The 16008-nt window shown below is 63.6% G+C and carries 15 protein-coding genes; 4 read left to right on the top strand and 11 right to left on the bottom strand.

The annotated features are described in order from the left end of the window. The coding region (locus AXK11_RS08310) for a PEP-CTERM sorting domain-containing protein (RefSeq protein WP_156469282.1) at positions 1–486 on the top strand (486 nt) is incomplete at its 5' end. 273 nt (positions 487–759) lie between these two features. On the opposite strand, the gene AXK11_RS08305 is transcribed toward AXK11_RS08310, so the two are convergent. The 5 genes from AXK11_RS08305 to coxB all read right to left on the bottom strand — a co-directional run bounded on the left by AXK11_RS08305 (position 760) and on the right by coxB (position 6444). Then, entirely contained in the window at positions 760–1551 is a 792-nt protein-coding gene (locus tag AXK11_RS08305; RefSeq protein WP_068631161.1) for a cytochrome c oxidase assembly protein, read from the bottom strand. Positions 1552–1684: 133 nt separating this feature from the next. Further along, on the bottom strand, positions 1685–2053 hold the full coding sequence (locus tag AXK11_RS08300) for a cytochrome C oxidase subunit IV family protein (protein ID WP_068631159.1): 369 nt from the start codon (positions 2051–2053) through the stop codon (positions 1685–1687). Between the two features lie 88 nt (positions 2054–2141). After that, positions 2142–2981: a cytochrome c oxidase subunit 3 gene (locus AXK11_RS08295; RefSeq protein ID WP_068631157.1), complete on the bottom strand. Its 840-nt coding sequence runs from the start codon at positions 2979–2981 to the stop codon at positions 2142–2144. A gap of 105 nt (positions 2982–3086) precedes the next feature. Then, the gene (gene ctaD / locus AXK11_RS08290) at positions 3087–5039 is read right to left on the bottom strand and encodes a cytochrome c oxidase subunit I (protein WP_068631155.1); all 1953 of its coding nucleotides are present in this window, start codon (positions 5037–5039) and stop codon (positions 3087–3089) included. A gap of 133 nt (positions 5040–5172) precedes the next feature. Then, positions 5173–6444 (bottom strand): cytochrome c oxidase subunit II, encoded by a 1272-nt coding sequence (coxB, locus tag AXK11_RS08285; RefSeq protein WP_068631154.1) that lies wholly within the window; start codon positions 6442–6444, stop codon positions 5173–5175. 231 nt (positions 6445–6675) lie between these two features. Here coxB and AXK11_RS08280 point away from each other — a divergent pair, with 231 nt between their 5' ends. Continuing rightward, complete coding sequence (locus AXK11_RS08280) at positions 6676–7176, top strand: plastocyanin/azurin family copper-binding protein (RefSeq protein ID WP_068631152.1); 501 nt, start codon at positions 6676–6678, stop codon at positions 7174–7176. Between the two features lie 359 nt (positions 7177–7535). Here AXK11_RS08280 and AXK11_RS08275 read toward each other — a convergent pair whose 3' ends face one another. From AXK11_RS08275 to AXK11_RS08265, 3 genes are read right to left on the bottom strand one after another with little or no spacing between them, the layout of a single operon-like run. Further along, a complete protein-coding gene (locus tag AXK11_RS08275; RefSeq protein ID WP_068631150.1) occupies positions 7536–7958 on the bottom strand; it encodes a DUF420 domain-containing protein in 423 nt (140 codons plus the stop codon). 33 nt (positions 7959–7991) lie between these two features. After that, positions 7992–8921 carry a heme o synthase gene (gene cyoE / locus AXK11_RS08270; RefSeq protein WP_068631148.1) on the bottom strand — a complete coding sequence of 310 codons (930 nt, stop codon included), beginning with the start codon at positions 8919–8921 and terminating at the stop codon, positions 7992–7994. Further along, on the bottom strand, positions 8918–10078 hold the full coding sequence (locus AXK11_RS08265; RefSeq protein ID WP_068631147.1) for a COX15/CtaA family protein: 1161 nt from the start codon (positions 10076–10078) through the stop codon (positions 8918–8920). Before AXK11_RS08265 ends, cyoE begins: the two co-directional genes overlap by 4 nt. Before the next feature lie 86 nt (positions 10079–10164). On the opposite strand from AXK11_RS08265, the gene AXK11_RS08260 reads away from it, so the two are divergent. After that, complete coding sequence (locus AXK11_RS08260) at positions 10165–11109, top strand: SCO family protein (protein WP_231865811.1); 945 nt, start codon at positions 10165–10167, stop codon at positions 11107–11109. Next, positions 11106–12143 carry a DUF8832 domain-containing protein gene (locus AXK11_RS08255; protein WP_068631145.1) on the top strand — a complete coding sequence of 346 codons (1038 nt, stop codon included), beginning with the start codon at positions 11106–11108 and terminating at the stop codon, positions 12141–12143. Before AXK11_RS08260 ends, AXK11_RS08255 begins: the two co-directional genes overlap by 4 nt. Positions 12144–12286: 143 nt before the next feature. Here AXK11_RS08255 and purN read toward each other — a convergent pair whose 3' ends face one another. From purN to htpG, 3 genes are all read right to left on the bottom strand, one after another. Then, complete coding sequence (gene purN, locus AXK11_RS08250; RefSeq protein WP_068631163.1) at positions 12287–12865, bottom strand: phosphoribosylglycinamide formyltransferase; 579 nt, start codon at positions 12863–12865, stop codon at positions 12287–12289. Positions 12866–12932: 67 nt separating this feature from the next. Continuing rightward, positions 12933–13367 (bottom strand): type II toxin-antitoxin system VapC family toxin, encoded by a 435-nt coding sequence (locus tag AXK11_RS08245; protein WP_068631143.1) that lies wholly within the window; start codon positions 13365–13367, stop codon positions 12933–12935. A gap of 491 nt (positions 13368–13858) precedes the next feature. Then, entirely contained in the window at positions 13859–15709 is a 1851-nt protein-coding gene (gene htpG, locus AXK11_RS08235) for a molecular chaperone HtpG (protein ID WP_068631139.1), read from the bottom strand. Between the last annotated feature and the right edge of the window lie 299 nt (positions 15710–16008).

Below are 16008 nucleotides of genomic sequence, written 5' to 3'. Positions count from 1 at the left end.
CCGCGCGGCCCCGAGTACGGCGGCGCGCAGGCGATCCTCCAGATGGGCGGCAACACCAAGCTGAGCCTAGCCAACCTGCACATCGAAAATCGCGGCACGATCAACTGGGTCGGCGGCGAGGTGGGCCGGGCCAACATCCTGTGGATCGATATGCTGACCTTCAGCAGCCCCGACGCGCAGCTCTTCATCCGCAACTGGTACGAGTACGAAGACATCCTGCTCGTACGCAGGCAGAGTTTCAACTCCGCGATCCTCCCGCAAATCATCTTCGAAGGCTATCAAGACTACGTCACGACCTGGAAGGCCTACGACAACACCTACATCCAGATAACCCCCTTCGGCGCCGTCCCCGAACCCACCACCTACGGCGCCCTCCTCGGCGCAGCAGGCATCGGCCTGTACCTCCTCCGCCGCCGCCGCCGCTGCCGCAAGTCCTCGAGACCAGCCCTGCGCGGGCGGCGGTGGCGTGGCGCCACGTGCCATTAAATTTGCGATTTTGCCCGTGCGCTGCGCGCCCGAACAAAATCGCAAATTTAACGGGTCATCCCCCTGTCGTTTCACGACAGGGAATGAGGCCTCAAACGCGGATGAAGCGCATACCCATTTGGGTGAGGTGAAACGATTTACCGGTAAATCACCGATTAATGGTCGGGCCCTTTCTACTGTGCGGTTGGCCTGGCGGGCGTTTCGCCCGCCAGGCCAACCGCACAGTAAATGGCAGGGGACACCGTCCCCCGCCGCCCGCGCAGGGCAGTGGATTTATGATTCTTCCTTTTGGTACCACTTGTAGAAGGCGACGCCGCCTGCGGCTACGGCGACCATGGCGGAGACGAGTTGCATCATGGTGCCTGCGAGGAGTTGGTCCTGGGCGGGGTCGAAGCTGGGGATGATACGCGGGGCAAAGGCATAGGTCGGGTACAGGATTTCCTTGGAGAAGGTGACGTAGGCGTAGACGGGCATCATCCCGATGAGCACGCCGAGGTGGTAGAGGATTTGCACGGGGTAGCGTGAGCGTGGGACGACGACTTGCGAGGGGCTGAGCTGCGGCCACCAGAACAGCAGCGCGGAGGCGAAGAACATGAGGTGCTCGATGACGTGCACGACCTTATCGCGCAGCGCCCAGCCGTAGAGGATCGGCGCGTGCCACACGCTGATGACAATCGTATAGGTGAGCCCGCAGACGATGGGGTTGAAGAGCAGGCGGGCCACGCGGCGCATGAGTGGGCGCTCAAGCAGCGGATCCACGAGCCACACGGGCAGCCCGAGCAGAAACAGGATCGGCACCGGATAGATCAGGAGCTGGTGCTGCAACATGTGCGCGCTGAACAGGAAGCGCTCGCCGATCTGGTCGAGCGGCGAGCCTACGGCCAGGTAGAAGAGGATGAGCGCCGCGTAGAACTTGATGGCGTGGGCGCGCGGGTAGGGCTCCCCTTCGCCGCGCGGGGCGAGCCGCGCGCGCAGCGGGCCGGTGGTGATGGCGTACAGCCAGCCCAGGAAAACGAGCCCGCCGATCAGGTACGGTTCGTTATGCCAGTGGCTCCAGTCGATCATGGGGTCTTCGCCCCTTTTACTTTGCGAGGCTCTCGCTGGAGCCTCGTCGGGTTACTCTCTCTATCCTCTCTGGAGTCGGACTCAGCCTTGGCGGACGATGAACACATCTGCGAACTCCGACACTTGCTCCGCCCTACTGTGGCAGCGAGGTCAGCGGGATGCTGTCGTGGCTGCCGAAAATCGCGATCAGCGCCCAGAGTGTGCCGCCGGCCATGATCATGCCGATGAAGAAGAGCACGGTGCAAAATGCCTTATCCCAGCGCAGGTGCATGAAGTAGAAGATGACGTAGAGGAACTTCACGAGCGAGAGGGCGGCGAGGATCGTGACGATCACCCACTTCGCGAAGGGGAAGAAGATGACGACGATCTCGATGCCGGTGATGACCGCCAGGAGCATGGCGATCTTCACGTAGATCTGGAATTTGTTGTCGTCGCCGTGGTGGGGGGCGTCGGCTTGGGCGACTGCCTCGGAGGCGGAGTGCGGCGCGTGCGGTGTGCTCATGTGCGTCTGGGAAAGGTGAGGGGAGTGCGCGGTAGAGAGTGGGCGTGGTGGTGGTGGGCGCGTTTTGGCGCGCGCGGGCCGTCGTACCTCAGAGGTATTCGAGGAGGTAGACGGCGGTGAAGATCACGATCCACACGATGTCTACGAAGTGCCAGTACAGGCCCATCGACTCGACATCAATGGCGTTGGCCTCGCCGAAGTCTACCGCGCTGCGCGGGCGCGCGAGGTTGAGCGCCAGGCCGCCTGCGATGACGAAGCCGAGCAGCCAGCCGGAGGTGTGGGCGAGGGCGGTCCCGAGCCCGTCACCGGCGATCAGGCTGTGGCTGAGCTCGACGACAAAGAGCATCGCGCACAGGCACACACCGATCATGGCGGCGATGTGCAGCAGCGCGCGCCAGAACCAGCCGCGATCGGCTGCGGTGTCGCGCGGCTGAAACGAGCGCACGTACATCAGGATCAGCCAGAAGATGCCGATCGCCACGTGGATCCCGTGCGTGCCGGTGAGCGTGAAGAAGGTCGTGCCGAGGATGCTGTTGGTGATCGTGAGGCCTTTTTCGTGGACGAAGTGCTGGAACTCGTAGACCTGGCAGCCGAGGAAGATCACGCCGAAGAAGACCGTCGTGAGCAGCGACGCGCGCATGCTCTTGAGGTTGTTCTTCTGGATGGCGTTTACCGCGAGTGCCATCATCAGCGAGGACATCAGCAGGATGAAGGTCGAGAAGGAGGTCAGCTCGATCGAGAAGATCGAGCGCGGCTCCATCGCATCCGGCGGCGGGTGCAGGCGGTAGATCAGGTGCGTGGCGATCAGGCAGCCGAAGAACATGCAGTCCGAGGCCAGGAAGGCCCACATCATGAGCTTCTTGTTGGGGATGCCGGTGGCGGTGCTGTGATCGTGGTGATGATCGATAGTGGTCGAGGCACTACTCATGGTGTCGGTAAATGGGGCTGCGGCTTGTGTGGCGCGCGTGGTTGGTCGTGCGGTGGAGGGGGGAGGTGGGCGTGGCTGGCGGCTGCGTGGAGGCGTGGGGCGGCCTCAGACTTCCTCCTCGTCGGGGTGGATGTGGTAGCCCTCCTGGCCTTCGTGTGCCCACATGAAGATGCCGCCGATAAGGAGCAGGATGCCGATGACGGAAACCGTGATCCGCGTGGTCGGGCCCGCTTCGACAGGGAGGACGGCGGCGCCGATGCCCATGACGAGCATCCCCAGACTGGTGACCAGCGGGTAGATCGACTTGAAGGGCATGTGGATGCCGCCGTGCGCCTCTTCTTCGGCGTGGTGCTGCGCGTGCTCTTTGGCGATTTCCTCCTTGTTTTGCTTCTCGTACCAGAAGGCGTCGCGGGCGTGCACGGTGGGCGTCACGGCGAAGTTGTACTCCGGCGGCGGGTTGGGGATCGACCATTCGAGCGTGCGGCCGTCCCACGGATCGCGCTTGGTCTTTTGCCCCTTGAAGTAGGTGTAGACCATGACGGTGAAGTAGATCGCGATGCCGACGCCGAGGATGAGCGCACCGATGGTGGCGATGAGGTTGGGCTCATTCCAGCCGAGGTTGCCGTCGTAGGTGAAGGTGCGCCGCGGCATGCCGTTGAGGCCGAGGAAGTGCATCGGGAAGAACGTCACGTTAAACCCGATGAAGATGATCCAGAACGAGAGCTTGCCCCAGAACTCGTCCACCTTGCGCCCGAAGGCCAGCGGGAACCAGTAGTGGATGCCGGCGAGCAGCGCGAAGAGCGCGCCGCCGATCAGCACGTAGTGGAAGTGCGCGATGACGAAGTAGCTGTCGTGCTGCTGCGCGTCGGCGGGCGCGGCGGAGTGCATGATCCCCGAAAAGCCGCCCATCATGAACATCCAGATGAAGCCCAGCGCGAACATCATGGGCGTGGTCATCTTGAGGTGGCCGCCCCAGATCGTGCCGATCCAGTTAAAGATTTTTACGCCGGTGGGGACGGCGATGGCCATCGTCGCCAGCGAGAAGGCCGCCGTGGCGACCGTGCCCAGGCCGGTCGTAAACATGTGGTGGCTCCACACGGCAAAGCCGAGGAAGCCGATGGTCGCGCCGGAGAAGACCACGATGGCGTAGCCGAACAGCGGCTTGCGTGCGAAGCAGGGCAAGATCTCCGAGACGATGCCCATCGCGGGCAGGATGAGGATGTAGACCTCGGGGTGGCCGAAGATCCAGAACAGGTGCTGCCAGAGGATCGGCAGGCCACCCTGCGAGATTTCAAAAAAGTTCGTCCCGAACATCCGGTCCATCATCAGCTCGACCAGTGCGATGGTGATCGCGGGGAAGGAAAGGATGATCAGGAAGGCGGTGATCAGCGTCATCCACGAGAAGACGGGCATGCGCATCATCGTCATCCCCGGGGCGCGCATGTTGATGATCGTGACGATGAAGTTGAGCGAGCCCGCGATGGAGGAGACGCCGAGGATCTGCAGGCCCATGACCCACATGTCGATGGACTGGTCGGGATTGAAGGCGCGCGTGGTGAGCGGGGCGTAGCCGACCCAGCTCCCGTCGGGCGGGCCCGCGGGGATGAACCAGCCGATGTTGATGATGATCGCGCCGGCGAGAAAGGTCCACAGGGCGAAGGCGTTGAGCCGCGGGAAGGCCACGTCGCGCGCGCCGATTTGCAGCGGCATGATGTAGTTAAAGAACGCCGAGGACAGCGGCATGATCGCCAGGAAGATCATCGTCGTCCCGTGCATCGTGAACAGCGTGTTGTACTGTTCGGCGCTCAGCAGGTCGTTGTTGGGGACGGCCAGTTGCAGGCGGATGAGCAGCGCCTCCACGCCGCCGACGAGGAAGAAGAACAGCGCAAAGATGGCGTAGAGCGTGCCGATCCGCTTGTGGTCAACTGTGGTCAACCAACTAACGAGGCCCGTCTTGGCCGTAGGCCGCCAAAACGCGCTGGCGCGTGCGGGGGCGACCTGGGGTTCTTCTGCTGCGTGCGCGCCGGTGAAGTGAGCTGTGGTTACCGTAGTGTCCATTGATCGTCGGGTTCTGGGGGGGCTTGTGTGGCTTCAGGCGCTTTGGGGGATCGCGTGCGCCGCAGTCGAGTGTCCCTCTTTGTCTAAAGTGATTCTGGTCGGAGAGTCAGTCAGTCGCTCTTGGGCAAAAAAACTACTTCAGGCTTTGCAGGTAGGCAACCAGCGCGAGGGCTTCCTCCTGGTTTACCGTGATCTCGCTGGGGATGTAGCCAGTGGTGTACATCTTGTTCCCGGGCTTCACGAGCTCGGGGTGCATGATCCAGCGGGCGAGCTGCTCGGCCGTGTTTTCGAGGAGGCCGGCGGCGATGGTCGTCTGCGAGCCCACGTGGGTGAGCTCGGGGCCAGTGATGCCCATGCCCTCGTGCCCGCGCACGGTGTGGCAGGCGATGCAGGTCTTGGTCTGGAAGAGCTTGCGGCCCTGCGCGATCAGCGCGGCGTCCTCGTTGGCGACGGGAAACTGCTGTTGGCGCCAGTTGTCGAGCGGCGAGACCTTCGAGCGCGGATCCCACTTGTCGCTAAAGCCGTACTCGTTGCGCTTGAAGGAGGCGAACTGGACGCGCGGCTTCTCGGCGCGCGCGGGATCGGCAGTCGCGGCAGTGACGGTGCGCGCGGGCTGCTTGGTGCGCGCCACCCAGTCGGCAAAATCCTCCTCGCTTAGCGCGATCACGCGAAAGCGCATCACCGCGTGCGAGTCGCCGCAGTACTCCGCGCATTGCCCCCAGAAGTAGCCCGGCTCATCGGCCTGTAGCCACATGTGGTTGCCGCGGTTGGGCGTCATATCGACCTTGCCCGCGAGCTTGGGCACCCAAAACGAGTGGATCACATCGACCGTGCGCAGGTTGATCCGCACGGGCCGGCCGGCGGGGATCACCATCTCGTTGGCGACGCTGAGCGTGCCCACGCCGTCGATCTGCTCCTGCGGGTAGTCAAACTTGAACCACCACTGGTAGCCGGTGGCGTCGATCACGTAGGCGTTTTCCCGCTCCTCCTCCGGCACGTCGTAGGTAAACCAGATCGCGCGCAGCGTGGGGAAGGCGATGAAGACCAGCGCGAGCACCGAGACGCCGATCAGCGACAGCTCGATGAGCGGATTCCCGTGGCTCTGCGGCGGTGGCGGGGCGTTTTCATCGTCCTGGTCGCGTGCCTTGAACTTGATCGTCGCGTAGGCCAGCACCGAGGCCACGACGACGAAGATGATGGCCGTCACCCACACCGTGGTGTAGAAGACCTGGAGCTGCGATTCGGCGACCGGGCCGGCAGTGACCATCGAGGTCTGGTGCCCGTCCATCTGCCAGAAATTGATCTGGCTACAACCCGCCAAAAGCAGTGTACCAGCGATCGCGAAAGAGGCCCGGGCGGCGGCTGCGGTCTTTCTTAAAAACTTGGGAGACGAAGGCGTTGGCATCGTGGGATGATCGGTGGAAAAAAGGGCAACAGACCGACAAATTGGCCGCTGCGCTGCAAGCAGAGTTTGCGAGGGTTTTGGCGAAGTCAGCGCCTTTCTTGGCCCGTTTCATAGGAGCGCGGCCAACTATTAAGCGGGCTGCTAGTGGGTATCAGATGCAGGCTTTTGCAGGCCGCGCCGAGCGCTTTAGGTTGCCCCACATCAGAAAGCCGCTAGCGCTCGGCACTGTTTATGAAACTCCGCCTCTCCCTCCCCCTCTTCGCCGCAAGCCTGGCCGCACTCTGCCTCGCCGGCTGTGGCAAAAAAGACGCCGCGCCTGCCGCAAAAGCCGCTGCTGCGGCCCCCGCCCAGGGCGCCGACGGCATCCTGCTCACGGGTAACGATGCCATGAAGTACAACCTGAACAGCATCTCCCTGAAGGTCGGTGAGCAGTCGAAGATCACCCTGCGCAACATCGGCACGATGCCGAAGGTCGCGATGGGCCACAACCTCGTCATCCTGAAGCCCGGTACCGATGTGGATGCCTTCTCCGTCGCTGCGGCCGCAGCCCAGGACAACGACTACATCCCCGCTGCGCTCGAAGGCCAGATCCTCTACCACACCAAGATGCTCGGACCCAAGGAGTCGGCCACGCTCGACGTCAAGTTCGACACCGCGGGCGAGTACCCCTTCCTGTGCACCTTCCCCGCCCACTACGCAGTCGGCATGAAGGGCACCATCTCCGTCCAGTAGGGGAAGGTGGGCTCCACTGCGCGTGGGGGCGGGGGACGGTGTCCCCTGCCATTTACTGTGCGGTTTGCTGCTGTGCGTTCCGCACAGCAGCAAACCGCACAGTTGAATGAGCTCCCTGACCGGAGCTCAGGTGGGAGTTTAACCCGTAAACTTTTTTGCCGCGCCTAAATGGGTACGCGCTCCACCCGCGATTCAGGCTCCCTTCCCAGTCGCAACGCGACTGGAGGAGTTCTTTAAATTTGCGATTTTGTTCGGGCGCGCAGCGCACGGGCAAAATCGCAAATTAAATGGCACGTGGCGACCCGCCACCGCCCCACGCGCAGTGGGAGCCTCGGGCTCTTTTATTTGGCTGCGGTTCTTCAGAACCATTGGTAGAGGAACAGGTAGACGAGCACGCCGGTGATCGACACGTAGTACCAGATGGGGAAGGTCCACCGTGCCCAGGCGCGGTGCCGCGCGTAGTCGCCGCGAATCGCCAGCAGAAACGTGCGCGGGACGAGGTAGGCGATCGCCATCGCGAGCACCACGTGGGTGAGCAGCATGATATAGTAAAAGGTGCGCCAGCCGCCCGTGCCGCCGAAGGGCGTGTGCACGCCGTGCACGAGGACCTTGTGCGTCACGTAGCCGACCAGAAACACGGCGGAGACCGAGCAGGCCCCCATCATGATCCGCCGGTGTGCCTCGCGCTTGCCGCGTTTGATCGCGATAAACCCGACCGTGAGGAGCACCGTGGCGATTGCGTTGAGCACGGCATTGAGCGCGGGGATGTCATTAACCTGCATGGATGTCTCTTGGGTGCGCTGGTGAGTGGTCTTCTAGAAATAGACTATCCGATCTGCCAGCAGTGCCATCAGCGTGATCGGGAGGTAGAGGAGGGAGGCGACGAACAGGTCGCGGGCGGCCTTTTCGCGCGGGCTCGCCTCGCTGCTGTTGGGCGGCGTGTCGGTCGGCGGCCTCAAGAAACGAAATGCCCGCCACAGAAACCACAATCCGCTGAGCGCCGCTACGAGACTGTAGTAGCCGCTCGCCAGCCCCAGCTTCCACGGCAGCAGGCTGACCACGAGCAGCAGCACCGCGTTTACCAGCGACCAGGCCGCCGTCCAGTTTCCGCTCTCGTCGCGCACGGCCAGCATCGGAAACTCGACCGCCGAGTAGTCGCGCCGGTACAGCCACGCAATCGCCATAAAGTGCGGGATCTGCCAGAACACGAGGATCGCGAACAGGATCCACCCGAGGGGCGAAATGCCCGCCTCGGCGGCGGCCCAGCCGATCAAGGGCGGGAAGGCACCGGCGATGGCGCCGATCTCCGTAGACCAGCGCGAGCGCCGCTTCGCCGGTGTGTACCAGCCCACGTAGGAGGCGATTGTCAGCAGCGTGAAAATGGCCGCCATGCCGTTGATGTTGACGAAGAGGATCGCGAGCGCGGCGGTGCACAGCCCGGCGCCGAGCACGAAGGCCGAGCCGGGAGCGACCTTGCCCGTGGGGATGGGGCGGGCGGCCGTGCGGCGCATCCGCGCATCGGTATCGGCTTCCAGCCATTGGTTGAGCGCGGCGACGCCCGCCGCCGCGAGGCAGGTGCCGATGATCAGCGAGAAAAACTCCAGGGGGATCCACGGCGGGCGCGCGACGACGTAGCCGATCAGGGTCGTCAGCACCGACATCAGGCTGAGCCGTGGTTTGGTCAGCGCGAGGTAGTCGCCCAAGGTCGCGCGGGGCGCGCTCGCGGCGTTGTTGAGTGTCGTCATGATGCGGGGGCGGATGGGGGGGCGGTTTCGTTGAGACGCTGCGCTTGCTCGCCGCCGGCCTCAATCACGTCGCGCCAGGCGAGGCAGGTGAGCCAAAACGTCGTCGCCAGCAACAGCGCGCCACACACGACGTGGCCGGTGGTGACGTGCGGCTCGCGCAACTGCCAGATCACATGCGCGCCGAGCAGGATTTGCAGCACCAGCAGCGCGACCATCAGCGAGGCCCCGCAGCGCATCACGAGCGTGGGGCCGCGCTCGCGCCACAGTTTTGCGGCAAACCACAGCAGCGCCACGCCGAGCAGCCCCGCGAGCGCGCGGTGCGTAAAATGCAGCGCGACGCGGTAGTCCCAGTGTGCGGGCAGCAGCGCGCCCTCGGCGCTCGAATACGGAAAGGTCGGGATCGCCAGTCCCGCGTGGTTGTGCCGCATGGCCGCCGCTACCGTGAGCTGCACGAGCAGCAGCCCCACGCACAGCGCACCGCTGCGCCGCAAGCCCGCCGACATCGGCGCGGCCCGCGCCGCCGTGCGCTCCACCCAGCCGCGCGACAGGCCGGCGGCGATTGCGATCAGCAGGCACACATACACCTGCGCCAGGATCCCGTGCGGAATCCGCAGCATCTGCCCAAAGGTCATTTCAAAACCCGGCACCGCCAGCGAATCGAGCAGCACGCGTTTCCCGCCGATCAGCCCCTGGATCACCACGATCCCGAGTGCCGACCAGCCCGCCACGCGCAGCCAGCGGCGCGGCTCCCGCCGCCACAGCCACACTGCCAGCGTGATCGTGATCAGCCCCATCGCCATCCCGCTGAGCCGGTGCGAGTGCTCGGCAAACATGGCGACGTTTTCGAGCCAGCCCTCGGGGTTGATCGAGCCATTCGACAGGGGCCAGTCGGGGAAGATCATCCCCGCGCCGATACTCGTCGTAAACGCGCCGAGGGCGACCAACACGAAGACCCAGCCCGCGCCCAGCGCCGCAAACCACGCCAGCCCCGGACGGTAAACGGGCGAGGGGCGTTTGGCGCTGCTCCCGTTTTGCGTGGCAGGCCTGGCTGCTGGCGGCCCGCCCGCCGGAGCTTCGGGAAACGGCCGCGCGCCAAAAAAAACAGCCTGCGGCTGCGACTCTCCAGTGGTCGGGCGGTGCGTTTGGCGGATACTCATTAAGGCAAGAGATGCGTGATAGAAGGTGCTCCGATAGTTGCGGCAAACCCTTTGACAATTATTTCCCCCGCCCAATCCCTCTGCGCATGGAGATGATTACGAGGGCTACTGACGTGCGCCTGTTCTTCGGGCGGCGTGTGCGTTTCTGGGGGGCGATTGTGAGTGCGGCGGTGATGCTTTTTCTTGCGGCAGGCTGCGGTGACAAAGCCCGCGACGCGGCGGCCAGTGCCGCGTCCGCGGAAGAGCGTTACCCGTTCGTGGGCGAGGTGATCTCCGTCGATCCCGAGGCGCGCATCCTCGTCGTCCACCATGAGGAAATCCCCGACTACATGCCCGAGATGGTCATGGAGTTTTCCGTCTCGGCGGCAGACGCCGCCAACGCTCGCGCGGGCCAGCACATCCGCGCCGAGCTGCTTCCGCGAGAGGACGGCCCTTACCGGCTCGTCAACATCTGGCCTGCCGATCCGCTCGGCGAGTCGCTCGTCTCGGCGGGGGCCGATGCGCTGCGCCAGGACACGATGATCCGCGGCCGCTCCGCCTACCGCGAGGTGGGCGAGTCGATCCCGGGCTTCACGCTCTACGATCAGAGCGGCGCTGTCGTCCAGAGCGCCCGCTTTCGCGGCAAGCAGGTCATGATCAACTTTATCTACACCCGCTGCCCCGTGCCCAACATGTGCCCGGCGGCGACCATGAAGATGATGGAAGTGCAGGCCCTCGCGGCCGAGGCGGGGATCTCCGACCTGGAGCTCATCTCGATCACGCTCGACCCCGAGTACGATACGCCCGGCGTCCTCCGCGCTTACTCCGAGGCGCGCGGCATCGATAACACGAATTTCAGTTTCCTGACCGGCCCCGAGCGGGCCATCCGCGACTTGCTCGCGCAGTTCGGCGTACTCGTGAAACTCGAAGGCCCGCTGATCAACCACACGCTCGCCACGCTGCTGATCGATAAGGATGGCCGCATCATCCACCGCGCCGATGGCACGCAATGGGAGCCTCGCGACTTCGTCGCCAAAATGCATCGGCCATGAGTGCGAGCGAAAACCTGAAGCCCGGGACCTGCGACCAACGGGAGCGCGCCAAGGGAAAGGGGGCTGCGCCCCTCCCGCCCCTCGCGCTCGCGCCGCAGGGCTCGGCTCCGGCCTTGCGGGTGGGGTGGATCACGGCGGTGGCAGTGGCAGTCTACATCGGCTTTCGCGTGCTGCCCACCGGCACGAACCTGAGCCACACGGATTTTCAGGTACAGGGAGAGAACACCCTTGAGATGTGCGACCCGGGGAACCCGCAGTTTCTCCCCGTCGTCAACGTGCGCTCGCCCGTCAGCCTGACGCTGGTGCCGGGGGCCGCGCCTCAAGCAGGGCAGCCGCTCTACGCGACGTTGACGCTGAAAACCTACGCGGGAAAGGCGATCGGACCCGCCGACCTGCTGCGCTCGCACACCGAGCTCGTGCACCTCATGATCGTCGATCCCGATCTGATGGACTACCACCACGTCCACCCGCAGCCGATTGAGGGCTCACCCGGGCAGTGGCAGTTTGGTTTCACGCCGCGCTACGGCGGCCAGTATCGGGTTTTCGCGGACTTCACTCCGGCGGCCACCGGGCTGGGCCTCTACGCCTCGGCGCAGATCGATGTCGCGGGCGAGCCGCCCAGCGAAGCGAGCCGCCGCGCCGCGCAAGTGCCCTCGTGGCATACCGCGCTCGCCGGCGTGGATTTTGAGCTCAGGCCAGTGGCTGAGGCGGGAAAGCAGGCCGCGCCCGAAGGCGAAGTGCGCGCTCGGCGGCAAATCACGATGCGGCTGGAGCTCTCGCGGCCCGACGGCGGCCCTGTGTCGCTGGAGCCGATCATGGATGCCTTTGCGCATGTCGTGGCCTTTGATATCGGCCGCACCGGTTTTGCCCACCTGCACCCGCAGGAGGTCGACCTGAGTGTGCCGCCCGACGCGCATAAGCCGGCGCTCACCTTTCGCGTTCTCATCCCCAATCCCGGCCGCTACGTCGCCTGGGCACAGGTCAACCAGGCGGGCACCGAGCGTTTCGCGCCCTTCTGGTTCGACGTGAAGTGAAGTCGGTGACTTCTGCCACATACGCTCGCGCGAATCAGGTCGCACGCAGCTTGGTCTTCCCCGCTCGCGCGGGGGGGCACTTTAGATTTTCAAGTTTAACCCCGCGCGCGCCGGCCCGCCGGCGGAAGGGGAGGGCTCCCTTGCTAAGGTGAAGATTCGCTTAGTCGGGCAATCACGGCGGGCAGTAGCGCATGTTCGGCTGCGTGGACTTTTTCCGCTAGCGTTTCGAGTGAGTCCCCCTCCTCGATTCGCACGACGGCTTGATCGATGATCGGGCCGCCATCGACCTCAGCCGTCACGTAGTGAACGGTACAGCCAGTGACTTTTACGCCGCGCCGCCACGCCTGGCCGATCCCGTCGAGCCCGGGGAAGCTCGGCAACAAGCTCGGATGCAGGTTGATGATTTTCCCTGCAAAAGCGTCCAGAAAGGCCGGTTTGATCACACGCATGAAGCCCGCGAGGACGACCAGATCGGGCGCGGGGGCACGGATTGCGTCGATGTAGCGAAGCTCGGCCTCTCCATCGAGCTTGGTCTTAAACGGCGCCGGGTCGAGGTAGCGCGCAGGCACCGAAAATCGCGCGCCTAGATCCAGAATCCCCGCCTCGGGCTGATCCGAGAAAATCTGGACGACCTGTGCTCGCCCTAGCTTGCCCGCCGCTTGTGTGCGCAAGATCGCCTCGGCATTTGAGCCCCGCCCAGAACCTAGAATCACGATTCGCATGTTCCCGAGCACACAACGCGAAACGCTGCGCAGGCGACTGTATTTTGGCCCCTCTTCCGGGTTCGCGCTACAGCTTCAGTTGCTCGGCACTTAGTGCAGTACGTAGGGGCAAACCCCAAGCCTGCGCCGCCCGTGCAAGCTGCCGGTCGTTGGTGGCGAGGTCCGACTTTGAGCTGATCGCCAACGCCAGGTAGCACGCATCGTAAGCCGTGAGCCGATGCCTCTCGGCCAACTCTAGCACTGCTCTATCGATAGGGTCAGGCACCACTTGGATGCTGAGTAAACGCAGCCACTGTAAAATGTGGATCGGGGAGCCGCCACCAAGTCTTCCACGTCGATCATTGGTAACGAGGATATTCCTCACTTCGTACCAGAACAGAGGAATTGTAATGGGGTTAACTTCACCCGAAGTTACCTCGTGCAGCAGTTGGGTACTAAAGGGGCTTTTCTCCTCTCGGATTACCCACGCCGCTGCAACAGAGGCATCAATCACCACGTTCATCTCCGCCCTTCGTCCCTTGCGGAGATAATCTCCTCAATGGTGAGTGGCGGATCAATAACGTACTTCTTGGGCCACTGTAGCAGTGCCTCCACAGCTCGGGCTCGATCCTGTAGCTGATCTTTGGTGAGCTCATGCGGCTCAATGAGCTGCAGAGGAACTTGGAGCGTCGGCTTCCGTCCCCCGTCTCTTGCAGACATGCCTTCCTCAACGAGGAGAGCCGAGACGTGCTCACGGACATGGGGTTCGGGGGCGGTGATTACCATTGGAGTGTACTCCTTTCGTTTGCGCGAAAATGCTCGCTCTCCCTTTGGACGCAAGGGCTATACGAAATCCTCAGCTGAGGGAGAGCTCCACTGACGCTGCGCCGGCGTTAGTGACAAGGGGGCGGGGGGCTGCCCCCCCCCCGCCAATAAAAAGAGCCTGCGGCTCCGTGAGATGCCCGCTGCCAAAAATGGCGTGCAAATTGGCAGAAGTCACCGGCCCCCTCCCCCTCAGTTTACGCTGGCGAGGAGTTTGTTGAGGCGGGCGACCATCGCACTGGCGTCGTCGAGCAGGCCCGCGCTGATGAGCGCATTGTCGAGGAGCTGCTCGGCGACGAGCTGGGCTTTTTCGGGATTGCTGGTGTGCAGCGCGTGCAGGTGCTGGATGACGCTGTGGCGCGGGTTGATCTCCAGGTTTACCTTGGGGGCGGCATCAGCCTCGCCTTGCTTCATGGCTTTCATGATCCGGCGCATGTGGGGCGACATCATTTTATCGGCGCTCGTGGCGAGCACGGGCGAGTCCACGAGCCGGTCGCTGGAGCTGACTGCCTCGACCCGCTCGCTGCCCAGCGTGTCCTTTAGCCAGGTGGAGAGCGCGGCAACCTCGTCGGCGCTGAGCGCGCCCTCGCTGGATTGCGGCATGTCGGGCAGCTTCACGTCGGCGTGGTCGGCGGCGAGGAGCTTGCGGCTGTCGAACTCGCGCAGTGCGTTCATCACGTACTCGTCCACCGACTCGTAGCAGAAGAGCACCTCCAGGTTTCGCGCGCGGAAGCCTTCGAGGTAGGGGCCGCTCTCGATTGCCGCGCGGTTGGGGCCCACGAGGTAGTAAATCTCCTTTTGCTCGGAGCCCATCCGCGAGACGTAGTCGGCGAGCGAGGTCGTCTTGCCCGCTTCGGTGAGCGACGACTCGAAACGCAGCAGGCCGGTGAGCTGCTCCTTGTGCGTGAAATCCATCGCTGCGCCTTCTTTGAGGAACGGGGCAAACTCGGCGTAAAACTCCGCGTACGCCTCGGGCCGGTTCTTCGCTTCGTCTTCGAGGAGCTTCAGAAAGCGCTTGGTGATCACGCGCCCCAGCTTCTCGATGAGCGCCTTGTCCTGCATCGTCTCGCGCGAGATGTTGAGCGGCAGGTCTTCGCTATCGACCACGCCTTTGAGGAAGCGCAGCCACTCCGGGAGCAGCCCGTCGGGCCGCGCGTCGATGAGCACCTTGCGGCAGTACAGCGCGACGCTGGGCTCCAGTCGTGAGAAGCCGAGCTTTTCGGTGTTCTCCTTTGGCACGAAGAGCAGCGCGTTGATCGTCAGCGGCGCATCGGCGGCGAAGTGCAGCCGCAGCCGCGGCTCGTCGTAGGCGTGCGCCTGGAACTTGTAGAACTCGGTGTACTCCTCGTCCTTGATCTCGTTTTTGTTGCGCAGCCACAGCGCCTGGATCGTGTTGATCCGCTTGCCGTTGAGGTTGATGGGGAAGGAGACGAAGGCGCTGTAGCGCTCCAATATCTCCTTGAGCCGCCAGTCCTGGGCGAAGTCGCTGCAATCTTCCTTGAGCTTGATGACGATCTTGGTGCCGCGCCGCTCGCCCTCGCTCTCGGCGATTTCGTAGGAGCCCGAGCCATCGCTCGTCCACACGTGCCCCGGCTGCTCGGGCTGCCAGGAACGCGAGTAAACCCGCACCGACTCGGCCGCCATGAAGACCGAGTAAAACCCGACGCCGAACTGGCCGATCAAGTTGCTGTTCTTGGCGCCGCCCTCGCTGAGTGCCTGGAGAAACGCCTTGGAGCCCGAGTGCGCGATCGTGCCGAGGTTTTCCACCAGCTCCTCGCGCGTCATCCCGATGCCGAAGTCCTGGATCGTGATCGTCTTCGCCTTGTCGTCGGTGGTGACGTTGATCTCCAGCTCCAGGCCCTCGTCGAAGATCGCCTTCTCCGTGATCTGCGTGTGGCGCAGCTTCTCAAGCGCGTCCGACGCGTTGGAAACCAGCTCGCGGACGAAGACCTCCTTCTCCGTGTACAGCGAGTGGATGACGATATCGAGGAGCTGCTTGACCTCGGCCTGAAACTCAAACTTCTGCGGTGTAGCGTTGGACATAGAGCCGATCTGGGAAACGCCCCGCCCCGCCCGAGGCAAGGGTTTTGGTACCGGAAAGCGGCATTAATTTGAGCGCTTGGTGCGAAAAATGGGCTGCGAGGGGGGAGGGGGCCAGCGGCTGGCTGCGCACAGTGCGTAGTGATTGATAGAGGAGCTAAGATTAATTTTGTATACGGGGCTGAGTGTTTATGGATAGTCGCTGGGAGGCGGGGCTTAGTGGATTTTTATTTTTATAAAAAATCCGACCGGCGACTCTGTTGGGCTCTATGTCAAAGTCATACTCAATTATATCTATACTT

Source organism: Cephaloticoccus primus (genome assembly GCF_001580015.1).
GTDB classification, from domain to species: Bacteria; Verrucomicrobiota; Verrucomicrobiia; order Opitutales; family Opitutaceae; genus Cephaloticoccus; species Cephaloticoccus primus.
This window is presented reverse-complemented; position numbering and strand designations above follow the sequence as displayed.